This is a genomic window from Paenibacillus caseinilyticus (genome assembly GCF_027533645.1).
GTDB lineage: Bacteria > Bacillota > Bacilli > Paenibacillales > NBRC-103111 > Paenibacillus_G > Paenibacillus_G caseinilyticus.
Genome location: NZ_JAQAGY010000002.1, coordinates 165,567 through 183,815, shown reverse-complemented (window position 1 = coordinate 183,815; position 18,249 = coordinate 165,567). Strand labels below are relative to the sequence as shown.

Genomic DNA, 18,249 nt, shown 5'->3' with positions numbered 1-18,249 from the left:
GTTGGTTCCGCCGCCTTACGCTCTCTGCGTTCTAATGGGCCGGGCCCTTCACGTTGATAAGCACGACGCCCGCGATGATGAGCAGGATGCCGCCCGCCGTCGGCAGGGTGATCGACTCTTTCCACACGAGTACCCCGATCACGGCGGTCAGTGCCGTCCCGACACCGGACCAGATCGCATAAGCGACACTGAGCGGAATGGACTGGAGGGAGAGCGACAAGGAGTAGAAGGCGATGCCGAAGCCCGCCAGCACGCCCAGGGACGGCCAGAGCTTCGTAAAGCCTGCCGACGCCTTCAGCATCGATGTCCCGAAGAGCTCCGTCACGATGGCAACCGCCAGAAATACATAAGCTTTCATCCGTATACCCTGCCCTTCCACGGTCAAGTAGGATCTCCACTTCCTAACAGCCTCATGGAAATGGGAATAGCCTCATAGAGATGGGGCTCTTGGAATGGAAGCTTCGAGGCTTCGAGGTTCCGAGATTTCTCATAAAATCTAGTCTCAATGTATCATATGAAGCCGTCAGTGTTCCAATCCGCATGCCGGGCGGCCGGAGAAGCGGAGCTTGTCCACCGCCGGAGGGGAGGGGAAACATGGCAGCTTCCTCCCTACACGCCCCTCCTTCCGTATGGCCGGCCGTATCGTTCCCCCCAGCCTCCTGGCCGTCAGCGCCGGACCTCTCTATGCTTTCAGCTTTCCTTGCAGGTAAGCACGGTTGGCCAGCATCCTTGGATCTTCCGGCAGATAGGCCAGCGCCTGCTCGTTATGTTCATACGCCTTCCCGTACCGGCCCAGCCGGTCGAGACACACGCACAGCTGCAGATGCGGCAGCCAAGTCCAGCAGGCGTGATTCAAGATCGCCCACGGGCTGTCCGGCCGCTCCAGCCGTGCGGCAGACTCATACCAGAATACCGCGGCATCGAGCCGTCCTTCCCGCAGAAAATGATAACCGAGCCGGCAGCAGTGCTCCGCCCGCGGGGCTCCGTACTTCAAGGAGCGGAGCGCACTCTCCGCGAACCGGTCGGAGCGGCCAAGCTGCAGATAGCAGTCTGCGAGCTTCCCGCAAGCCTGAATGCAGTCTTCCTCCCATCCGAGGCCCTCGGATAAAAAGTATTCGTACTGCTCCGCCGCGTCCCCCCACAGTCCGTGATCCTGCAGCTCGTTCGCATAATAATAGCGGTCTCGGGGGGTCCAGAGGCTGCCGGATTCCAGCTTCTTCCGATAGATGGCAAGGTTGCGCTCCGACCGGCCGGGTCGTTCGACAGGCTGGTGCCTTACGGCAATCCCGCTGTGCAGGACCGTGCCCGAGACTTCCAGGTATTCGTGTACGCAGCCGATCCACCGGAACTGCCGGCTCCGCTTCACAAGCCGGTTCCGGCGCAGGCTGTATACGGGGCGCCCCTCTTGGCCGGACGCCAGCAGGTAAGGCATCGTGACCGAATCGACGGCGGGACCCAGTACGGATTTCAACTCCAGCAGCTTCTCCGTATCCTCCAGAGCCAGGACATCGTCGGCGTCCAGCCAGAGGATATAATCGCATGCGGCATGCCGGAACGACTCGTTGCGGGCGGCGGAGAAATCATCGATCCACGGGAAGCGGATGACCCTCTCCGTGTAAGTCTCCGCTATAGCGATCGTCGCGTCCGTGGACCCCGTATCCACGATCACGATCTCATCTACAGCACGGCGGACGGAGTCGAGACATCTCGACAGCGTCGCCTCTTCATTACGGACGATCATGCATAAGCTGACGGTTATCATCGGACCTCCCCCATTTCCCCATCTGCAGCATATGTGCCGGTCCTCCGGGACGCGTGTACGCCTGCCCGCCCCGGGGCATTTCCCCTCTATCCTCTCTTGTCCTCTCCCCTCTATCCTCTCTTGTTCTTTCCCCTCTCCGTCCTCCCCTCCTGATCCTTCCTTCTTCCTTCTAACCTCCTCTGCTCTCGTCCCCCTCCTTTCCTGGGTGCCTGTACCTCTGTTATACGCCCCTTTCACCGGGGAGACGGCGTTCGCCCCGTCCAATCCAGCAGCAGCGGAGTATGATGTGTCGTACCCTACTACGGAGGTGTTCAGGTTGTTCAAATGCAAAAAAATCAAACTCGTCTGTACGGTCAAAAAGGGCTGCTGCAAACCGGGCAAAAGAAAAAAAACATCGCACTCCTGTGCCGGCAAATGCTTCAGAAAAAAGCCAAAGCGCCCTTCGCGCAAGATTCGTTTCGTATGCCCTCGTCCGCGGATTCGGGTGGCCGCCCCCCAGCCGGTTGTGGTCCCGGCTCCCGTGGTGAATGTCGCAGCCCCTCCGCCGGTTGTCATCCCGGCCCCGGTCGTGAACGTGACCGAACCCGAAGAGGCCTGCACCACGGAGCTGCGCGCGGAGTTGTCCCGCTTCATCGGTTCGGTCATTGAAGTCATCGATGCTGGCGGCGCGGGCGGCGGCGGGAATCCCCCGAACCGGGTCGGCACGCTGGAGTCCGTAGGTACGGGAACCTTCGCTATCCGGCCCACGACAGGCAACCCCGAGAATGCGCAGGTAGTCTTTTATTCGATTTGCCAAATTATCGGGTTCCGGCCCGCTGTGACCGTTACAGCGCCGGCGCCGATCGGTTAAGGGGGAATCCACAATATGCCTGAGTATGTAATCATGCGGTGCGGATATGTGCACTTGAACGGACTTATCGTAGTCACTGCCTACAGCGCAACCAGCGGCGCACCGGCCATCGCGCTCGGAGCACCGGCGGCGGCCGCCCTCCAATCGCTGGCGAACAGCGGCTTTGAGATTCAAGATTCTTCCGCCGATGCACAAGGCTACTCCTACACGCTGTATACCGAGGACCAGCCGTCCGTTCCGCCCTTTCTCGAGGATAAGATCGGCGAGACCATTACGGTCGAGACGGATGCCGGCACGGTCTCCGGGGTGCTGCAGTTCGTCGGTCCCGATGTCATCCAAGTGCTGGAGACGACAGGAGACATTCTTCTGATCCCGATTCCAAGCATTAACGCAGTCTATTAAGGAGGGTTGACGAATGAATTTCTCTGAGCTTCTTGCCGGTTACCTGGGCCGGACGATCGAAGTGTTCCTGCAGAACCAGTTTTTCACGGGTGTGCTCCTTCAAGTGGAGGCTGATTTTTTTATCATCAGCCAAAGCGACGGCACGTATTATTCGCCCCCGGTGAATATCACGATCCTGAACGCCAGCGTGCAGTTCGTACGTATTCTCGCCTAGGTGCTTGACCCCTTCGGGCGGCTCTGTCCCCGGGCAGATCTGCCCCCGGGTCCTCCCGCCTCCTCTTCCCTTGCCTCCAGCCATCGGAGGTAGGCCGGTTCCTTCTGCCGCGTCACGCTGTCCTGCCGGATGCGGCGGTGGTAGAGCGGCTTCGGTACATAATGCAGCGGGTGCGCCTCCGCGAGCGAGAGCAGCATCTCCATATCCTCATACAGCCGCCCCCCGAAGAGACCGTCCAAGGGCCAGCCGCCGAGCCGGCGCAAGATCTCCGTACGATAGATACGGGGAGCGACCGGCCGGCCGCTCCGCACATGCGCCTCCACATCGAGATCAGCCCCGTAGCGGGTCCGTCCCCGCAGAAGCGGCTCCCGGCCCGGCCGCTGCAGCCACTCGTAGTGGTCCCCGTACAGCAGCGCCGTTCCCGCAGGGGCCTTCCCTTCTTCTCCGGCTACAGACGCCACGCAGGACGGATGCAGCCAGTCGTCCGCATCGAGCTCGATGAGCCATGTGCCCCGCGCGCAGGCGAGACCCGTGTTGAGGGCTGCCGCTTTCCCTTCGTTGCGCTCGTGAAGGACCGTGCGGATGCGAGGGGAGGTGAGCAGATCCGCCATGTACCGCCCCGGAGGGACCGGCGAACCGTCATCGACCAGGATCAGCTCCCAGTCCCCGGACGTCTGCGCCAGCACGCTGCGCACCGCCCAAGGCACCAGGTCCGCGTTGCGGTAATGGCAGAGGACGACCGAGCAGAGCGGCGTCTCCCCCTGCCGAGCATCGCTTGCTTCTTCTCCGCCGGGCCGGCCTTCCGCCTCAGGCGACGGCCGGCACTCCGCTCCCCCGACGAGCGGCCCGATCAGCTCCCGGATCTCCCTTCCCCGGCCGGAACGCGGTCCTGGGCCGGGGAAGAACGGCAGGCCCCCGGTCTTCTTCCATGGACGCGACGAACCGAGGGAGCAGTACTTCGATTCGAGCACGAGCGAATCAAAGGGCAGCCGGGCATGCGGCTCGAAGCCCCCGCTGCCGCGCACGAGCTCCGTATTCCATAAGAAGGGGCCTTCGTACGCCGCGCCTTCGGCCTGGACAAGCCCGGCCGTGCCGGCAGGCAGCGAACTCCATTCGGGGTGCCCGCACAGCCAGTACGGCGGGTGCAGGAGCGCCCCTGCCTCTACGGCCGCAAAATAAGGCAGCCGGTAGTCCCGCAGCAGTTCGTTCATCCGCTCCGCGAACGGAGGCCTGACTACGCGCATCTCGATCGGACCCGGATCCGGGAGACTCCGCAGGGTGAGTTCCGACACCGCCGCTTCCGGCAGCTCCAGGATCAGCAGCAGCATGCGGAGCTCCCTCCCTCCATCCGTTTAGGTAATAACACATTATGCCGAAGGGCGAATAATGGTGACCGCAGCGGAATAGGTATACCATTCGAAGTTCAAGCCAAAGGGGGCGTTCTCCATGCTGTTCGTCTACCCTCCTTCCATCGACTGGGCCTGGATGAAGCAGCGCCCGCAGCAGCTGATGAGCCATCTGGCCGGCAGGGGGCATACCGTCTATTACTGCAACGCCACCCGCCGGGATGCGGGCGTGGAGACACTGGCTCCCGGCCTGCATCTGGTTCATGACCACGAGAGGTGGCTCCGGGAGGAGTGGCCCGCGGTCCGCGGGGGCTTCCCGGGCCCGTCCGTCGTGTGGGTGACGCTGCCGCAGCTCGCTCCTACGCTGCCCCGGTACGGGGCGGACCTTACGGTCTACGACTGCGTCGACGAGTTCTCCGAATGGCTCGTCCATGAACCGGCGATGGCCGGGGCGGCCGACGTCATCTTCTGTACGGCGGAGCGGATCCATGAGCGGATCCGGCGCCAGTATCCCGGGGCGCGCACCGCGCTTGTCCGCAATGCCTACGATGCCTCGATGGGCCTGCACGACCGGACAGCCGCCGCAGCCGCCCCCCCGCCCGAACTGCCGGAGCATTCCGGCCCTTGGATCGGCTACATCGGCGCTTGGGCCCCCTGGGTCGATGACATGCTCCTCCGCAAGACCGCCCGCGCACTGCCCGATACCGCGGTTATGGTCATCGGGCCCGAATTCGGGCGCAAGTACGCCCGGGATCCCCGCCTGCATTTTCTCGGCATGAAGCCTCACAGCGAGCTGCCGCTCTATATGGAGCGGTGCTCCCTGTTCGTCATCCCCTTCCGGCTCACCGACGTGACGCTGGCGACCAATCCGGTCAAAGCATACGAGTATCTGGCCACAGGAAAACCCGTGATCGCCACCCGCCTTCCCGAATGCCGCCGCATGGCGCCCTTCGTGGATTGTGCCCGCGATCACGGGGAATTCGTGAAGCTTGCCGCCCTGCGGCTGACCAGTCCCGGCGACAGCAGGGCCCGGACCGCCTATGCGCTGGAGCATACCTGGTCGCACCGTGCCCGCGAAGTCGAAGAGGTGCTCGCAGGGCTCCCCTTCCGCCGCTAAGGCAGGAGGCGCTGCTCCATCGACGCTTTGAGCTCCTCCAGCTTGCGGCGCGCAAGCTCCTCGGTTTGGCGGATCCGGGGCGCTGCGGCGGCAAGCCGCGCTCTCCCGTTCGCCAGGAAATCATCGAGCTTCTCCATCAGCGTCTCCTGCGGCAGAGTATAATCCAAGACATAATCGTCGAGACCGAAGCTCTCCATGAGACTCCGGACTTTGCTCATCTGGGTCAGGCAGAAGACCGGCACCCCGCTGCGGATGGCCGCCAGAGACGGGTGGAGCTTGAAGGAGATGAGGCAGTCCAGCGAGCCGAGATAGCTGTACGTGACCTCAAGATCGTACTGGGGACGGGGCACGAGGACGACGGCCTTCGGGTGGCGCTGCAGGATCTCCTCCTTGAGCTCGGAGCACAACCCGGCATCCGCGAACGTGTTGTTGGACTGATTCACGACCGGGATGAACACCAGGTCGTACCCCTTGGCGATGAGATGCCCCGCAATCTCCAGCAGCTTGTCTTTGGGGAACGCATCATAAGTGAAGATGCAGAGTCCCGCGGTGGGACGGGCCGAGAAGCGGCCCATCGGGTAGCCCGGGGGCTCGTAGCCGAAGACGACGTCAGGCACGACATCGATCGAGCCGTTCAGCGACAACCGGGCGGCGATGTCCGCGGACCGCTGGTCCCGCAGCGCCATGCTCTGGGCCCCGGCCGTGCGCACCCGGTATTTCTCCACCTCTTCGGCAGGCCACGTATGCTCCGGATAGTAGTCCACAATCCCGACGCCGTAGATCCAGGTCGGTTTGTTCTCCAGCTGCGGGGGAAAGTAGAACGAATTGAAGTGATACGGTGTAATCAGGTCTCCCCCGCCGATCAGTACGGCATCGACACGGTTGACGTCGACCTGGGCTACCCAAGGAAAGACGCGGTGGCCCTCCAGCACTTGTGCGAAGGTCTTCAGGAACAGCTCGTCGCCGAAGTTCCCCATGCCGAGATAGCCGCATACGCAGATATTCATGGACGGTCTCCTCCTTCCGTAGTAGGTGGGACAAAGCAGGTTAATCTCGGACGTCCGAGCGTCGTGACGACCTGCTGCGGACTCGACAGTTCGAACGTAACGGCCCCGCTCTGCCGCGCATAAGAGGTCACATCGAAGGAAAAAGTCTCCTGCAGCCGGTCTTCCGCCCGCATGGAGCCCATCGCAGCAAAGGAAGGCCGGCTCGCAAAGCTGAGCGTCTCGGGTGCCCAGTTCTCCGCGGAGACCCCTATGTCCACCTGAATGCCGTCTTCCGCACGGCAGGCCGCATCGAATTCAAGATGGACCGCCTCGGCGGAGGCCGGAATGATGCCCGGATCGAGCTTCACGAGAAACCGGTACTCCCCGGCAGGCATGCACCCCACCCAGGACGGCTCATGAAGGAAGGTCGTATCCCGGTAATAGGAATTCACGGTCTGGTGCGCGAGCGGGATCTCATGAATGCGGGGCGCCGGCACCAAGGACACCGGTTGGCTCTTATCCATGAACACCGGGTACCACTGGCTGAGATGGTGCTGGATATGCAGGTAGCGGTTGCGCCAGCTGAACATTTTGGCATAGCGGGAGCGCTGCTCCTGCAGGCGGTCGGGCGAAGCGAGCAGCGACTGCACCTGCCGGACAAAATCGTCCGGGTCCCCTGCGATGGCAACATGCGGCACCATTTTGCGCACTTCGGGCAGGTCGGTCGACACCACCGGTTTGCCGGCCGCCAAATATTCGTATACTTTGATCGGATTGGTGCTCTGTGTAATCCGGTTGACATGAAACGGGATGATGCAGACATTCAGATGCGGCAGAATGCCGGGCAGCTTGCTGTAATCCTGATAGCCGAGAAAATGCACATTGGCGGGATATGCCGCCGTATCTTCCCTGAGCTTGGGGCCGACGATGACGACCTCGGCATGCGGAATCTGTTCACCGAGCTTCTGAATGATCCGCTCATCCACCCAGGGCGCCCAGGCTCCGATATAGCCGATCTTCGGCCCTCTCCTATTCGGCACGCCGGGCAGCGGCACGCTCCGGTTGCGGAACATCGTCCGCCGGAAATAATCCCAGTCGCAGCCGTTCGGCACCTGGATGACCGGCTTCGACGGAGCGAGCACCGCCATCTTGGCCTGCAGCCCATCGGCGGTGCATACGACGGCGTCGGCGTTATGAATATGATTGCGTTCGTCCGATTCCCAGTCGGGGAAATCATCCACGCAGTCGTAGACTACGTAATCGGAGCCATATATAGATTTGCCCCTGGGCAGCTGTCTGCTCCAAGAGGTCCAATACACCGTTCCTTGCCCCGGACGCATCCGCGGCCAGAGGTTCTTGATGAAATACTCGGCATGGTGAACCAAATAGAGATTCGGGGCTACCCGTTCGTAGACAGGCTTGCCGGCCGTTCCGGTTTTATTGAAGTAGAACACGCTGTGTCCATGCTGCGCGAACTGGTCCATGAGATGCTGGGGACGCTGTTTCATCCAAGACCAATCGATTGTGGGCGGGTACAGGATGACTCCCATGTCGTCTTACCTCCTCCAGCTTACGTTCCATCCTCTCTTAATAAATGTAAGCCCGGCTTATTATGTGATAGACGAATGAAGCTCTGGAAAGATTTAGTGATTCTGCGGAGGAAGGGCCTTGAGAGAGCTTCGTGTTCGTAGTGGTTAAGACATGACAAAGAAAAAGACCCCTTGCGGGGTCCTTTCAACGGTGAATTGATTTGTTGGTTCATTGGGAACATCATGAGAGCTCGGTTCGACCTAGAAAACACTATGGCAGTAAGTTTACTACACTAACGTCTCTGCGGCACATCCCCTCACTTCATATCAAATTCCGACAACAACCTCTGTCTTCGTTGATTCGTACAACGGAAAACACCTCTCTTTTCACCGTTGATATTAGAATGTCCCCTGTACGCCCTTCCTATACCTGTCCCGCACAATTAAATAATAAAAAAATCCCGATATCCCGCACACCCGGAACCCTCCTCCCTGATGCCTGCCCGGGCAACGGGGCTTGCGCCGCCATACTCTGGTAGAAGAACTGAAGCAGGGAGGTGTTCCGATGAAACTGGATCTCGGCTGCGGCGCCTTTAAGCACCCCGGCTTCACGGGACTCGACCGCCGGCCGCTGGACGGGGTGGATATCGTATGCGATTTTGGCAGCCCGCTCCCCCTGCCGGGTGATGCGGTGGAATTCGTCATGGCCAGCCGCTCGCTGGCCTATGCCGCCGATCTGCCCGCCGTGCTCGCCGAGCTGTACCGGATCTGTATTCATAAAGCCGTCGTCTGCATCCTGGCCCCCTATGCGCACCAGTTCCGCCACCGTTCGAACCCCCATCTCCGGCAGCTCTTCGATGAAACGACGCCGCGGTACATGACGAACTCCTACTGGGAGCCTCCGGGAAGCCCCTCCTGCCCGCCTCTGTCGCCTTACACAGGAGATGATGTCCCCTACGATTTTCGTCTGCTCCGCATGGAGCTCTTCTACCGGGCCCCCTACCTTCCCCCGCTCTATGAAGAGGAGGAACGCGAATACCTGAAGGACGTCGAGCCGAACGTCGTCGATGAGATCATGTACCATCTGGTCGTCGCCAAGGAAGAGATCCCGCCCGCAGAGCTGCTGCAGCTCAGCAGGCAGGCCTTCCCGGAGCCCCTGTGGGTGGAAGGCTTGCGTTCTGCAGCCCAGGAGCCCCCAGATGCTCCGGACACGGCTGAGGCTACGGACACGTTGGCAAGCGAAGCTCCGCCCGTAGACCATCCTGCGGCCGGGCCGGTGCCTGGGGCCTCCCCTCCCCTCCGGAAGCCGCGGCGCAGGAAGGCGGGACCGACAGGGAAGAAGCGACAACGGTAAGCCCCAAAAAAACTCCCAATCCATATCAAATCCGGCCGTTCCCCCTCATAGAATAGTGAAAGCGGGAAGCCAATGACCGTCTGCTTATGGAGCGTAGGCAGGCCTTACTTTGCAGCCATGGGGGTGAAGATCATACCTCTCGTAGTCCGCTCCACACTCAACGCGACAGGAGCCATCACCTTTACGGGAAACACGCTCGGCTTAAGCCGCGGCACCAGTGCAGGGACCCCGGGCACCAACGACAGTATCGGCGCTTTCACCACCACCGATTCCACCGTGAGGTACGGCACCTACCCGCTCGGGACGACGAGCCAGTACCTCAGCAACAGCGCTTCGGCTGTCCTCACTCTGCCCGCAGGGAGTACCGTGCTCTATGCAGAACTGATCTGGGGCGCGACATACATTAACGGGAACGTCAATCTGAGCTCCCTGATCAACAATCCAATCACGCTGACCACCCCGGCGGGCACCTCCAACATCACGCCCGATACCGCGACCCGCAATGAGGTGGATCTCGGCAGCGACGCCTTCGCCTATGTCCGGTCAGCCAATGTCACCTCCCTGATCCAGCAGGGAGGCGCGGGAACTTACACGGTGGGAAGGGTCGTCGGCACGCTCGTCATTAACAACGATCCGACGGCCAACCATGCCGGCTGGACCCTCGGCGTGATCTATGAGAATCCGTCCCTGCCGTTCCGCAACATGTCGCTGCGGGCCGGGGCCGTACTCGTCCAGTCCACCTCGGCTGCGGTCTCGACGACACTCACGGGGTTCGCCACCCCGGTCACCGGTGCACTCGGCGGCCGGGCTCTGTTCAGCGCCCAGGAAGGCGACGCGAACCGGACGGGGGACCAGGCGCTGTTCGGTCCGACCTCCTCCACGCTGGTGGCCCTGTCCGGTCCGAATAACTTCGCGAACAACTTTTTTGCTTCGCAGATCAACAACGACGCCGGCCAGCTCTCCACTACAGGAACGTTCGGCACGCGCAACCAGACCAACGGGGCGCCGGGAACGAACATTTCGGCCGGCCGGCAGGGCTGGGATATCACCAATGTCGATATCTCCGCACGCCTGGTCAACAACCAGTCGTCCGCCGTCCTCCAGCTCACCACATCCGGCGATGCGTATGTGGTCAACGCCAATGCGATCCAGATCGACATTAATGCGCCCAAGATCACCACGGCCAAAAGCGCAAGCGCAGCAGGCTCGGTCGTCGGCGACGTTATCACCTATACCGTGACCGTAAGCAACACGGGGACAGCCAGCGCCGCGAGCGTCGTCGTCTCGGATACGCTCCCGGCCGGCTCCGCCTTCGTGAGCGGCAGTGTGACCGTGGCGGGCGCCTCCCGGCCGACCCTGGATATTACGACCGGCGTACCGGTCGGCTCGCTCGCTCTCGGCACGTCCATCACCCTTACATACCGGGCACGGGTAGCGTCCCTGCCCAGTCCGCAGCAGCTGGCCAACCAGGCCCAGGCGGCCTTCACCTTCCAGAGCGTCGCGGGCGGCTCCGTCATCACGGGAGTCATTCCGTCCAATACCGTCATCACGCCGGTCTATGCCCCCGTCATCGGTATCGCGAAGAGTGCAGGCACTTCGGCGGCAACCGTCGGCGATCTCGTTACGTACACGCTGGCCGTGACCAATACCGGCAACGTCGGAGCGGCGGTGACGGTGACCGACAATATTCCGGCCGGCTCCGCCTTCGTCCCGAATTCGGTCACGGTCGGCGGGTCGACGGTACCCGGGGCGAATCCGGCCGCCGGCGTGAACATCGGCACCATCGCGGCCGGCGGCTCGTCGACGCTCACCTTCCAAGTCCAGGTGAACGCGCTGCCCTCCCCACCCCAGCTCGTCAATCAAGGCTCCGCCGCCTATTCGTCCCAAGTCCCTGACGGCCGGATACTGACCGGATCCGCCGCTTCGAATACCGTCACGATTCCGGTGACGCTGCCGAACGTCACGGCCGTCAAATCGGCCGGTGTCCCCAGCGCCGTAGTGGGCGATATCGTCACTTATACCGTAACGGCGGCCAACAACGGCAGCCAGAGCATCACGAATGTCGTCTTATCGGATCCGCTGCCGGCCGGCGGACGCCTCGTTCCCGGCAGCGTGACGGTACGGGGCATCTCCGTATCCGGGGGAAGCCCTGCGGCGGGTGTGGCCCTTGGCACGATTGCCGCAGGAAGCTCCGCTGCCGTGACCTACCGGATCGAGGTCTTCTCCCTGCCGAGTCCGGCCCAGCTCTCGAACCAGGCATCCGTGACGTACAGCTCGGGCACGTTCCAGGGCATCTCGGTGTCGAACGCCGTGGTCACACCGGTCTATCAGCCCGTCATTGGGCTGGAGAAAAGCTCTCCCGCCGGTGCCGCCGTCGTCGGCAGCGAGATTCCCTACGTGCTCACGGTCCGCAATACGGGCAATCTCGCCGCCTCCGTGACGCTGACCGACAGCCTTGCGCCGCCGTCGTCCTTCGTACCCGGCAGCGTGACGATCGGCGGGAATCCGAGCCCGGGCGCCAGCCCTGTTACCGGCATCCCGGTTGGTACGGTGCCGCCCGGCGGAGCCGTGACCGTCACGTTCCGAGCCATGCTCGGATCCCTGCCGTCCCCTCCGAGACTGGTCAACCAAGCGGCGGCCGCCTATACATACCAGCCCCCCGACGGCCGGACGCTGACCGGAAGCGTGTCCTCGGGGATTGTGGATCTGCCCGCTTCCGCACCGAACCTGACGGTCACGAAGAGCGTCAGTGCAGCCGAAGCCGTGCTGGGGGATGTACTCACCTATTCCGTACTCATTGTCAACAGCGGCGCCGCCGCAGCTCAAGGGGTCAGCCTCTCCGACACCGCCCCCTCCGGCACGCTCTTCGTTCCCGGAAGCGTTACGGTCGACGGCACCGCACGGCCCGAGGCGGACCCGGGCGGAGGAATATCCATCGGCGCACTGGCGCCCGGGGCCTCGGCATCCGTGACGTTCCGGGCGCAGGTCCGTTCGCTGCCGAATCCCCCTGAAGCAGCCAACCAGGCCGCCGTCTCTTTCACGTCGGGCGCCTTCAGCGGCGCCGCCTTCTCGAACATAGCGGCGACTGCCATCCTGCAGCCCGTGCTGGGGGCGGCCAAGGGGGCCAACCGGACCGTAACCTCGGTGGGCGACACCTTTGCATACTTCGTTACGGTAACCAATACAGGCAGCGCGGCTGCGGAGATTACGCTGACCGATTCGCTGCCGGCCGGCACTTCCTTCGTCACGAACAGCGTCATTGCCGGGGATAGGCCGCGCCCGGGCGTGAGTCCCCTCTCGGGCATCCCTCTGGGCGCCCTGGCCGCCGGGGCCCGCATCGATGTGACCTTCGAGGTAGCCGTCACCTCCCTGCCGTCGCCCCAGGTGCTCGTCAACGAGGCTGCAGCCGCTTATTCGTTCCGGCTCTCGGACGGCCGCACGGTAAGCGGCTCGGTTCCCTCGAACACCTTGACGATCCCGGTATCCGCCCCGGATGTCAGCGTCGAGCTGTCAGCCGGATCCATGACTGGGGTCTCGGGCGACATCATCCGGTATACCGCTGTGATCCGGAACAGCGGAACGGCCCCGGCGAACAACCTTGTTTTTGCAGCTAACAGCACGGAAGGCACCGCTTTTGTACCCGGCAGCGTTACCGTGAACGGCGCCGCCGCGCCGTCCGCGGACCCCCTGTCCGGCATTCCCATCGGAACCCTGCCTGCGGGCGGTGCGGTTACCGTGACTTATGAGGTGAGAATAACCATGGCAACCCCTCCGAATATCAATAACCAGTCTACGGTCAGCTTCACGACCGGCACGTTCGCCGCTTCCTCTTCGTCCAATACGGTCGTTACTCCCGTGACCCAGCCGGTGATCTCGCTGCAGAAGAGCGCGAATACATCGAATGCGACTGTAGGCGATACGGTAGTCTATACGGTGGTGGTCAGCAACACCGGGAATTTGGGTGCCGCGGTCACCCTGACGGATACGATCCCACCCAGCGCCACCTTCGTCCCGAACAGCGTGGTGGTAGGGAGTAGGCCCCAGCCCGATTCCAGCCCGGCGACAGGCATCGCGGTCGGCATGGTAGCTCCCGGCCAGAGCGTGGCGGTAAGCTTCGCCCTCGTGATCGATTCGCTTCCGCCGGACCAGCAGCAGGCGAACCAGGCTGCGGCCAGCTTCACGTTCACTCCGCCCGACGGGCGGACTCTGACCCGTACGGCCGCTTCCAATACCGTCTCCTTCCCGGTCTCTTCGCCGGATGTGGAGGTGGTGAAGAGCTCCCCCGCCATCGATGCGGTCGTAGGGGATATCGTGGGTTATTCGGTTGCCATCACCAACCGCGGCATAGAGGCGGTGACCAATGTACAGTTCACGGACAGCGTACCGGCCGGCACCTCCTACGTCGCCGGAAGCGCGGCCGTGGACGGCGTCCCGGTTGCAGGGGATCCGGGGACCGGCATCGCGATCAGCAGCATCGCGCCGGGCAGCACCGTCACGGTCACCTTCAGCGTGAGGGTCAATACCCTGCCCGAACCGGCCCAGCTGCTCAACCAATCCGTTGTCAGCTTCACGTCCGGCGCTTTCGCGAGCTCGGTATTCTCCAACACCGATGTCACCCCGGTCTTCCAGCCGATTCTGAATCTCGTCAAGTCGGCCAATACGAGCAATGCCACGGTGGGCGACACGGTCACCTACACGGTCAATGTCAGCAATACGGGGAACTTCCCGGCGGCCGTCACGCTCTCGGATACCCTTCCTCCGGGAACGTCGTTCGCAGCCAACAGCGTCATCGTGAACGGGTCGCCGCTTCCCGGCGCGTCCCCTGGCGCAGGCTTCCCCATCGGCACAGTGGCCCCGGGCGCTGCCGTACCGGTATCGTTCTCCGTCCTGATCGAGACGCTGCCGCAGACACAGCAGATCGTGAACCAGGCGGGCGCCGCCTTCACGTTCACCCCGCCCGACGGGCGGCAGCTCACCGGATCGGCCGTCTCCAATACCGTTACGGTACCCGTCTCCTCTCCGAATGTGTCGGCGGTCAAGAGCACGGCGTCAGTGGATGCGGTTCCCGGCGATATCATTCCCTACACGGTCGTCGTCACGAATAATGGTATTGGCACCGTGGTGGACAATGTGGTGGTATTCGACGCCCTTCCCGCAGGCACGGCCTTCATCCCGGGCAGCGTAAAGGTGAACGGGACGGTCCTGGAGAATGCCACGCCCGCTTCCGGCATCGTGATCGGCTCCATTGCGCCTGGGGATTCCGTTACGGTGGCCTTCCGGCTCCAGGTCGTTTCGCTGCCGAGCCCGCCCGTCATCACCAACCGTTCCTTCGTCAGCTTCACCTCCGGCGCCTTCTCCGGCACCTCGATCTCCAATACGGTCGTGACGCCGGTCTTCCAGCCGCTCCTCACGTTGACGAAGAGCGCGAACACCGCGAACGCTTCCGTGGGGGGAACCGTCGTCTACTCGGTGACGGCGAGCAACGCCGGAAATCTGGCGGCTGAGGTCATCTTGGCGGACCCGATCCCGGCAGGGGCATCGTTCGTGCCGAACAGCGTCATCGTGAACGGCTCCGTCCAGCCGGGAGCGGATCCGGCCGCCGGTTTCTCCATCGGCACCGTAGCCCCGGGCTCCCCGGTAACGGCAACCTTCACCATAGTGATCAATACGCTGCCCACGAACCAGCAGCTGACCAATGAGGCATCAGGCAGCTTCACCTACACGCCGCCCGACGGCAGGACCCTTACCGGCAGCGCCGTATCCAACAGGGTGACGGTGTCGGTATCGGCACCGAACGTCGGCATTGTGAAGTCGACGCCGACCGTGGATGCGATCTTCGGCGATACCATCACTTATACTTCCGTCCTGACCAATACCGGCATCGCGGATGTGACCGGCGTCGTCTTCGGCGATCCGATCCCGGCCGGGGCAGTCTTCGTTCCCGGGAGCGTGACGGTAGGCGGCACGCCGCAGCCGGGTGCGAACCCGGCGGCCGGCATACCCGTCGGCAGCATCGCGCCGGGCACGTCCCTCGCCGTCACATTCCAGGTCACCGTCACTTCGCTGCCGGCGCCCGCGGTGCTCAGCAACCGTTCCTCCGCCAGCTTCACTTCCGGCACGTTCTCGGGCACCAGCTTCTCGAATATCGTGCAGACGCCGGTCTTCCAGCCGCTGATCGCCGTGACCAAGTCGGCCAATACGAGCAATGCCACGGTGGGCGATACGGTCGTCTACTTCTTCTCCGTCACGAACACGGGCAATCTGCCGGCGAACGTGACCTTGACCGATTCCATCCCGTCCGGGACCGCCTTCATCCCGAACAGCGTAGTCATTGACGGCGCCCCCAGACCCGGCGCCGATCCGACCCAGGGCATCCCGCTGGGCAGCGTGGCAGCGGGAGAGACGGTGCTCGTCCGCGTGTCCCTCGAAGTGACGGTCGATGCGCTGCCATCGCCGCAGCAGCTCGTGAACTCGGGCTTCGCCAGCTTTACATTCGCCACGCCGGCAGGCCGGGCTGGCACCGGCACGGCCGCCTCCAACATTCTCACGATCCCGGTATCCGCCCCGGACGTCTCGGTGGTGAAGAGCGCGGACGTGATCGACGCCGTCGTCGGGGATACGATCACCTATACCGTCGTTGTCACGAACAACGGCATTGCGCCGGTGAATAATGTGGTTCTCTCCGACACGATTCCTGCCGGTACCCGGCTTGTCGCCGGCAGCGTGACGGTGGACGGCGCCTCGCGGCCTGCCGATAATCCCGGGACGGGCGTATCGCTTCCATCGATCGCGCCAGGAGCCTCTTCGACCGTCACCTTCCAGGTGGTCGTGGTGCCATGAGCGCCCGGCGGCCGCCCTCCGGGCTGACGAATCAATCGGTCGTCCGCTTCCAATCCGGAGGGTATTCGGGACAGTCCTACTCCAATCTCGTGCATACGCCGGTCATCGGCCCTTATCTTACCTTGGAGAAGGAAGCCGAACCGGCAAGAGCCATGCTCGGCCAGACCTTGACTTACCGGCTCCGGCTGAGGAATACCGGCAATGCTGCAGCCGAGGTCGCCTTGTTCGACAAGCTGCCGGAGGGAACCTCATATGTTGCGAACTCGGTGACGGTGGACGGCATCCCTCAGGCTGCAGCACACCCGCAGTCGGGCATCCGGCTCGGTACCGTGCTTCCCGGGGAAGAAGTGCTCGCTTCCTTCCAGGTGCTGCTTTTCGCCTTCCCCCCGGGAGGCAGGCTGGCTAATCAGGCCCGGGCGGTCTACAGCTTCCGGGTGCCTGACGGGCGCCTCGTGCATGGAGAAGCTCAGTCCTCCCTCTCCGTCGTAGAGGTGGAGAGGGTGCGGGTCGCCGTTATCAAAACCGTGACTCCCGCGGAGGCCCTGGTTGGAGATACAGTCACTTACCGGATCTCCATTCTCAACGACGGATCCCTCCCTATCCGCAGCGTCGTGCTGACCGATACCCTGTCGCCGTTCGCCGAATTTGTGCCGGGCAGCGTCACGGCGGACCGGGTGTTCCTGCCGGGCGCCTCCCCCCTGCAGGGCATCGCCCTCGGCACGATCGCGCCCGGCGCTTCGGTCGAAGTCACCTTCCGCGTCCGGGTCGCGGGGCTGCCTGCGCCGCCTTATGAGATTGCCTCCCAGGCGGCGGTAGAGTACACAGCGGGCACCGGCTCCCGCGGCGTCGCCTATTCGAATGAAGCCGCAGCCGTAGTCCTGGCCCCGGCTGTGACGCTGGACAAAAGCGTGGACCGTACGTCAGCCACGGCGGGAGACCGGCTCCGGTATCATCTGCTCGTGAAGAACACAGGCAACGCTGTCGTAGAAGCATTGCTCACCGATGCGGTGCCGCCGGGCAGCTTGTTCGTCCTCGGCAGCGTACTACAGGTGAACGGGCGCACGCTGGAGGGCGCTCATCCCGCCTCGGGCGTGCCCCTGGGTCCGCTCCAGCCCGGGTCCTGGACCGCCGTCACCTTCGAATCTACGGTCACTGCCGTCCATTCCCCTCCGCTGAGGGAACTCCTGTCCAACCAAGGCGAAGTGGGCTATACGCTGCAGCTCGGGCAGGGGCGGGTCGTTCGGCAATCCGCGATATCGAATGCGGCCGTGACACGGCTGCTGCTGCCGATTCTCACCGTGAGCGCCTCCGCCGCCCCCTCCTCGGCCGATCCCGGAGACCTCATCACGGTGCGTGTGAGGATTACGAATTCGGGCAATACGGCGGCCGCGGTTCAGCTCCGTGACCTGATTCCCCTGGGGGCGGAATACGTGGAAGGCAGCCTGCGGTGGATGGGCGGCGGCGGTACGGGGAGAACCGGGACGGTGCCGCCGTTCAGCTCCGTGGAGATCGTGTACCTGCTGCGGATCCTGCGCCATCCCCACCGGACCTGGATCAAGGGGCGGATCCGCGTACCTTACGAATACGCAGTGAACGAAACACTGCATACCGGAAGAGCCGAATCGGACGATTTCTTCATTTCGCTCGACCCCGGAATGGAATGACCGGGGCCGGGAGGTGCCTTTGGAGCCGCTGACCGCCAGGTCGGCGGCTTTTGGCCGTATTCTTGCTTGAGGTATGGTAGCTTGAGGTATGGCAGTTTCAGGCGGGGCCGGCTTCCAATGCGGGCGAACAGACTTAAGATCCGCTTGTGGATAAGATGTCCTGCCCTTTGGTAAATCTAAGAACA

12 protein-coding genes are annotated in these 18,249 nt (G+C 63.1%); 7 read left to right on the top strand and 5 right to left on the bottom strand.

All coding sequences use genetic code 11. From position 1 onward, the window contains the following. Positions 1-31 precede the first annotated feature (31 nt). The gene (locus O9H32_RS03660; RefSeq protein ID WP_269864461.1) at positions 32-358 is read right to left on the bottom strand and encodes a DMT family transporter; all 327 of its coding nucleotides are present in this window, start codon (positions 356-358) and stop codon (positions 32-34) included. A gap of 324 nt (positions 359-682) precedes the next feature. After that, complete coding sequence (locus O9H32_RS03655) at positions 683-1,762, bottom strand: glycosyltransferase (protein ID WP_269864460.1); 1,080 nt, start codon at positions 1,760-1,762, stop codon at positions 683-685. Between the two features lie 484 nt (positions 1,763-2,246). Between O9H32_RS03655 and O9H32_RS03650 the strand changes: the two genes are divergently transcribed. The 3 genes from O9H32_RS03650 to O9H32_RS03640 are packed head-to-tail and all read left to right on the top strand — an operon-like array spanning position 2,247 to position 3,228. Next, positions 2,247-2,612, top strand: a complete 366-nt coding sequence (locus O9H32_RS03650) for a hypothetical protein (RefSeq protein ID WP_269864459.1) — start codon at positions 2,247-2,249, stop codon at positions 2,610-2,612. Between the two features lie 15 nt (positions 2,613-2,627). Further along, on the top strand, positions 2,628-3,014 hold the full coding sequence (locus tag O9H32_RS03645) for a DUF2642 domain-containing protein (protein WP_269864458.1): 387 nt from the start codon (positions 2,628-2,630) through the stop codon (positions 3,012-3,014). A gap of 13 nt (positions 3,015-3,027) precedes the next feature. Next, positions 3,028-3,228, top strand: coding sequence for a hypothetical protein (locus O9H32_RS03640; protein ID WP_269864457.1), 201 nt, complete (start codon positions 3,028-3,030; stop codon positions 3,226-3,228). On the opposite strand, the gene O9H32_RS03635 is transcribed toward O9H32_RS03640, so the two are convergent. Then, positions 3,225-4,556 carry a glycosyltransferase family 2 protein gene (locus O9H32_RS03635; RefSeq protein ID WP_269864456.1) on the bottom strand — a complete coding sequence of 444 codons (1,332 nt, stop codon included), beginning with the start codon at positions 4,554-4,556 and terminating at the stop codon, positions 3,225-3,227. The two genes, O9H32_RS03640 and O9H32_RS03635, sit on opposite strands and share 4 nt — an antisense overlap. 118 nt (positions 4,557-4,674) lie before the next feature. Here O9H32_RS03635 and O9H32_RS03630 point away from each other — a divergent pair, with 118 nt between their 5' ends. Next, positions 4,675-5,691, top strand: a complete 1,017-nt coding sequence (locus O9H32_RS03630) for a glycosyltransferase (RefSeq protein ID WP_269864455.1) — start codon at positions 4,675-4,677, stop codon at positions 5,689-5,691. On the opposite strand, the gene O9H32_RS03625 is transcribed toward O9H32_RS03630, so the two are convergent. Both O9H32_RS03625 and O9H32_RS03620 read right to left on the bottom strand, forming a co-directional pair. Next, the gene (locus O9H32_RS03625; protein ID WP_269864454.1) at positions 5,688-6,698 is read right to left on the bottom strand and encodes a polysaccharide pyruvyl transferase family protein; all 1,011 of its coding nucleotides are present in this window, start codon (positions 6,696-6,698) and stop codon (positions 5,688-5,690) included. The two genes, O9H32_RS03630 and O9H32_RS03625, sit on opposite strands and share 4 nt — an antisense overlap. Further along, positions 6,695-8,227 (bottom strand): glycosyltransferase, encoded by a 1,533-nt coding sequence (locus tag O9H32_RS03620; protein WP_269864453.1) that lies wholly within the window; start codon positions 8,225-8,227, stop codon positions 6,695-6,697. The genes O9H32_RS03625 and O9H32_RS03620 overlap by 4 nt, the downstream gene beginning before the upstream one ends. 544 nt (positions 8,228-8,771) lie before the next feature. Between O9H32_RS03620 and O9H32_RS03615 the strand changes: the two genes are divergently transcribed. The 3 genes from O9H32_RS03615 to O9H32_RS03605 all read left to right on the top strand — a co-directional run bounded on the left by O9H32_RS03615 (position 8,772) and on the right by O9H32_RS03605 (position 18,064). Next, the gene (locus tag O9H32_RS03615; protein ID WP_269864451.1) at positions 8,772-9,560 is read left to right on the top strand and encodes a class I SAM-dependent methyltransferase; all 789 of its coding nucleotides are present in this window, start codon (positions 8,772-8,774) and stop codon (positions 9,558-9,560) included. 123 nt (positions 9,561-9,683) lie between these two features. Beyond that, positions 9,684-16,400 (top strand): DUF7507 domain-containing protein, encoded by a 6,717-nt coding sequence (locus O9H32_RS03610; protein ID WP_269864450.1) that lies wholly within the window; start codon positions 9,684-9,686, stop codon positions 16,398-16,400. Next, complete coding sequence (locus tag O9H32_RS03605; protein ID WP_269864449.1) at positions 16,397-18,064, top strand: hypothetical protein; 1,668 nt, start codon at positions 16,397-16,399, stop codon at positions 18,062-18,064. Before O9H32_RS03610 ends, O9H32_RS03605 begins: the two co-directional genes overlap by 4 nt. Positions 18,065-18,249: the final 185 nt, after the last annotated feature.

Coding starts and splice junctions, on each gene's coding strand:
- O9H32_RS03630 (WP_269864455.1), top strand. CDS start 4,675: ATGCTGTTCGTCTACCCTCCTTCCATCGACTGGGCCTGGATGAAGCAG.
- O9H32_RS03655 (WP_269864460.1), bottom strand. CDS start 1,762: ATGATAACCGTCAGCTTATGCATGATCGTCCGTAATGAAGAGGCGACG.
- O9H32_RS03625 (WP_269864454.1), bottom strand. CDS start 6,698: ATGAATATCTGCGTATGCGGCTATCTCGGCATGGGGAACTTCGGCGAC.
- O9H32_RS03615 (WP_269864451.1), top strand. CDS start 8,772: ATGAAACTGGATCTCGGCTGCGGCGCCTTTAAGCACCCCGGCTTCACG.
- O9H32_RS03620 (WP_269864453.1), bottom strand. CDS start 8,227: ATGGGAGTCATCCTGTACCCGCCCACAATCGATTGGTCTTGGATGAAA.
- O9H32_RS03605 (WP_269864449.1), top strand. CDS start 16,397: ATGAGCGCCCGGCGGCCGCCCTCCGGGCTGACGAATCAATCGGTCGTC.
- O9H32_RS03635 (WP_269864456.1), bottom strand. CDS start 4,556: ATGCTGCTGCTGATCCTGGAGCTGCCGGAAGCGGCGGTGTCGGAACTC.
- O9H32_RS03640 (WP_269864457.1), top strand. CDS start 3,028: ATGAATTTCTCTGAGCTTCTTGCCGGTTACCTGGGCCGGACGATCGAA.
- O9H32_RS03660 (WP_269864461.1), bottom strand. CDS start 358: ATGAAAGCTTATGTATTTCTGGCGGTTGCCATCGTGACGGAGCTCTTC.
- O9H32_RS03645 (WP_269864458.1), top strand. CDS start 2,628: ATGCCTGAGTATGTAATCATGCGGTGCGGATATGTGCACTTGAACGGA.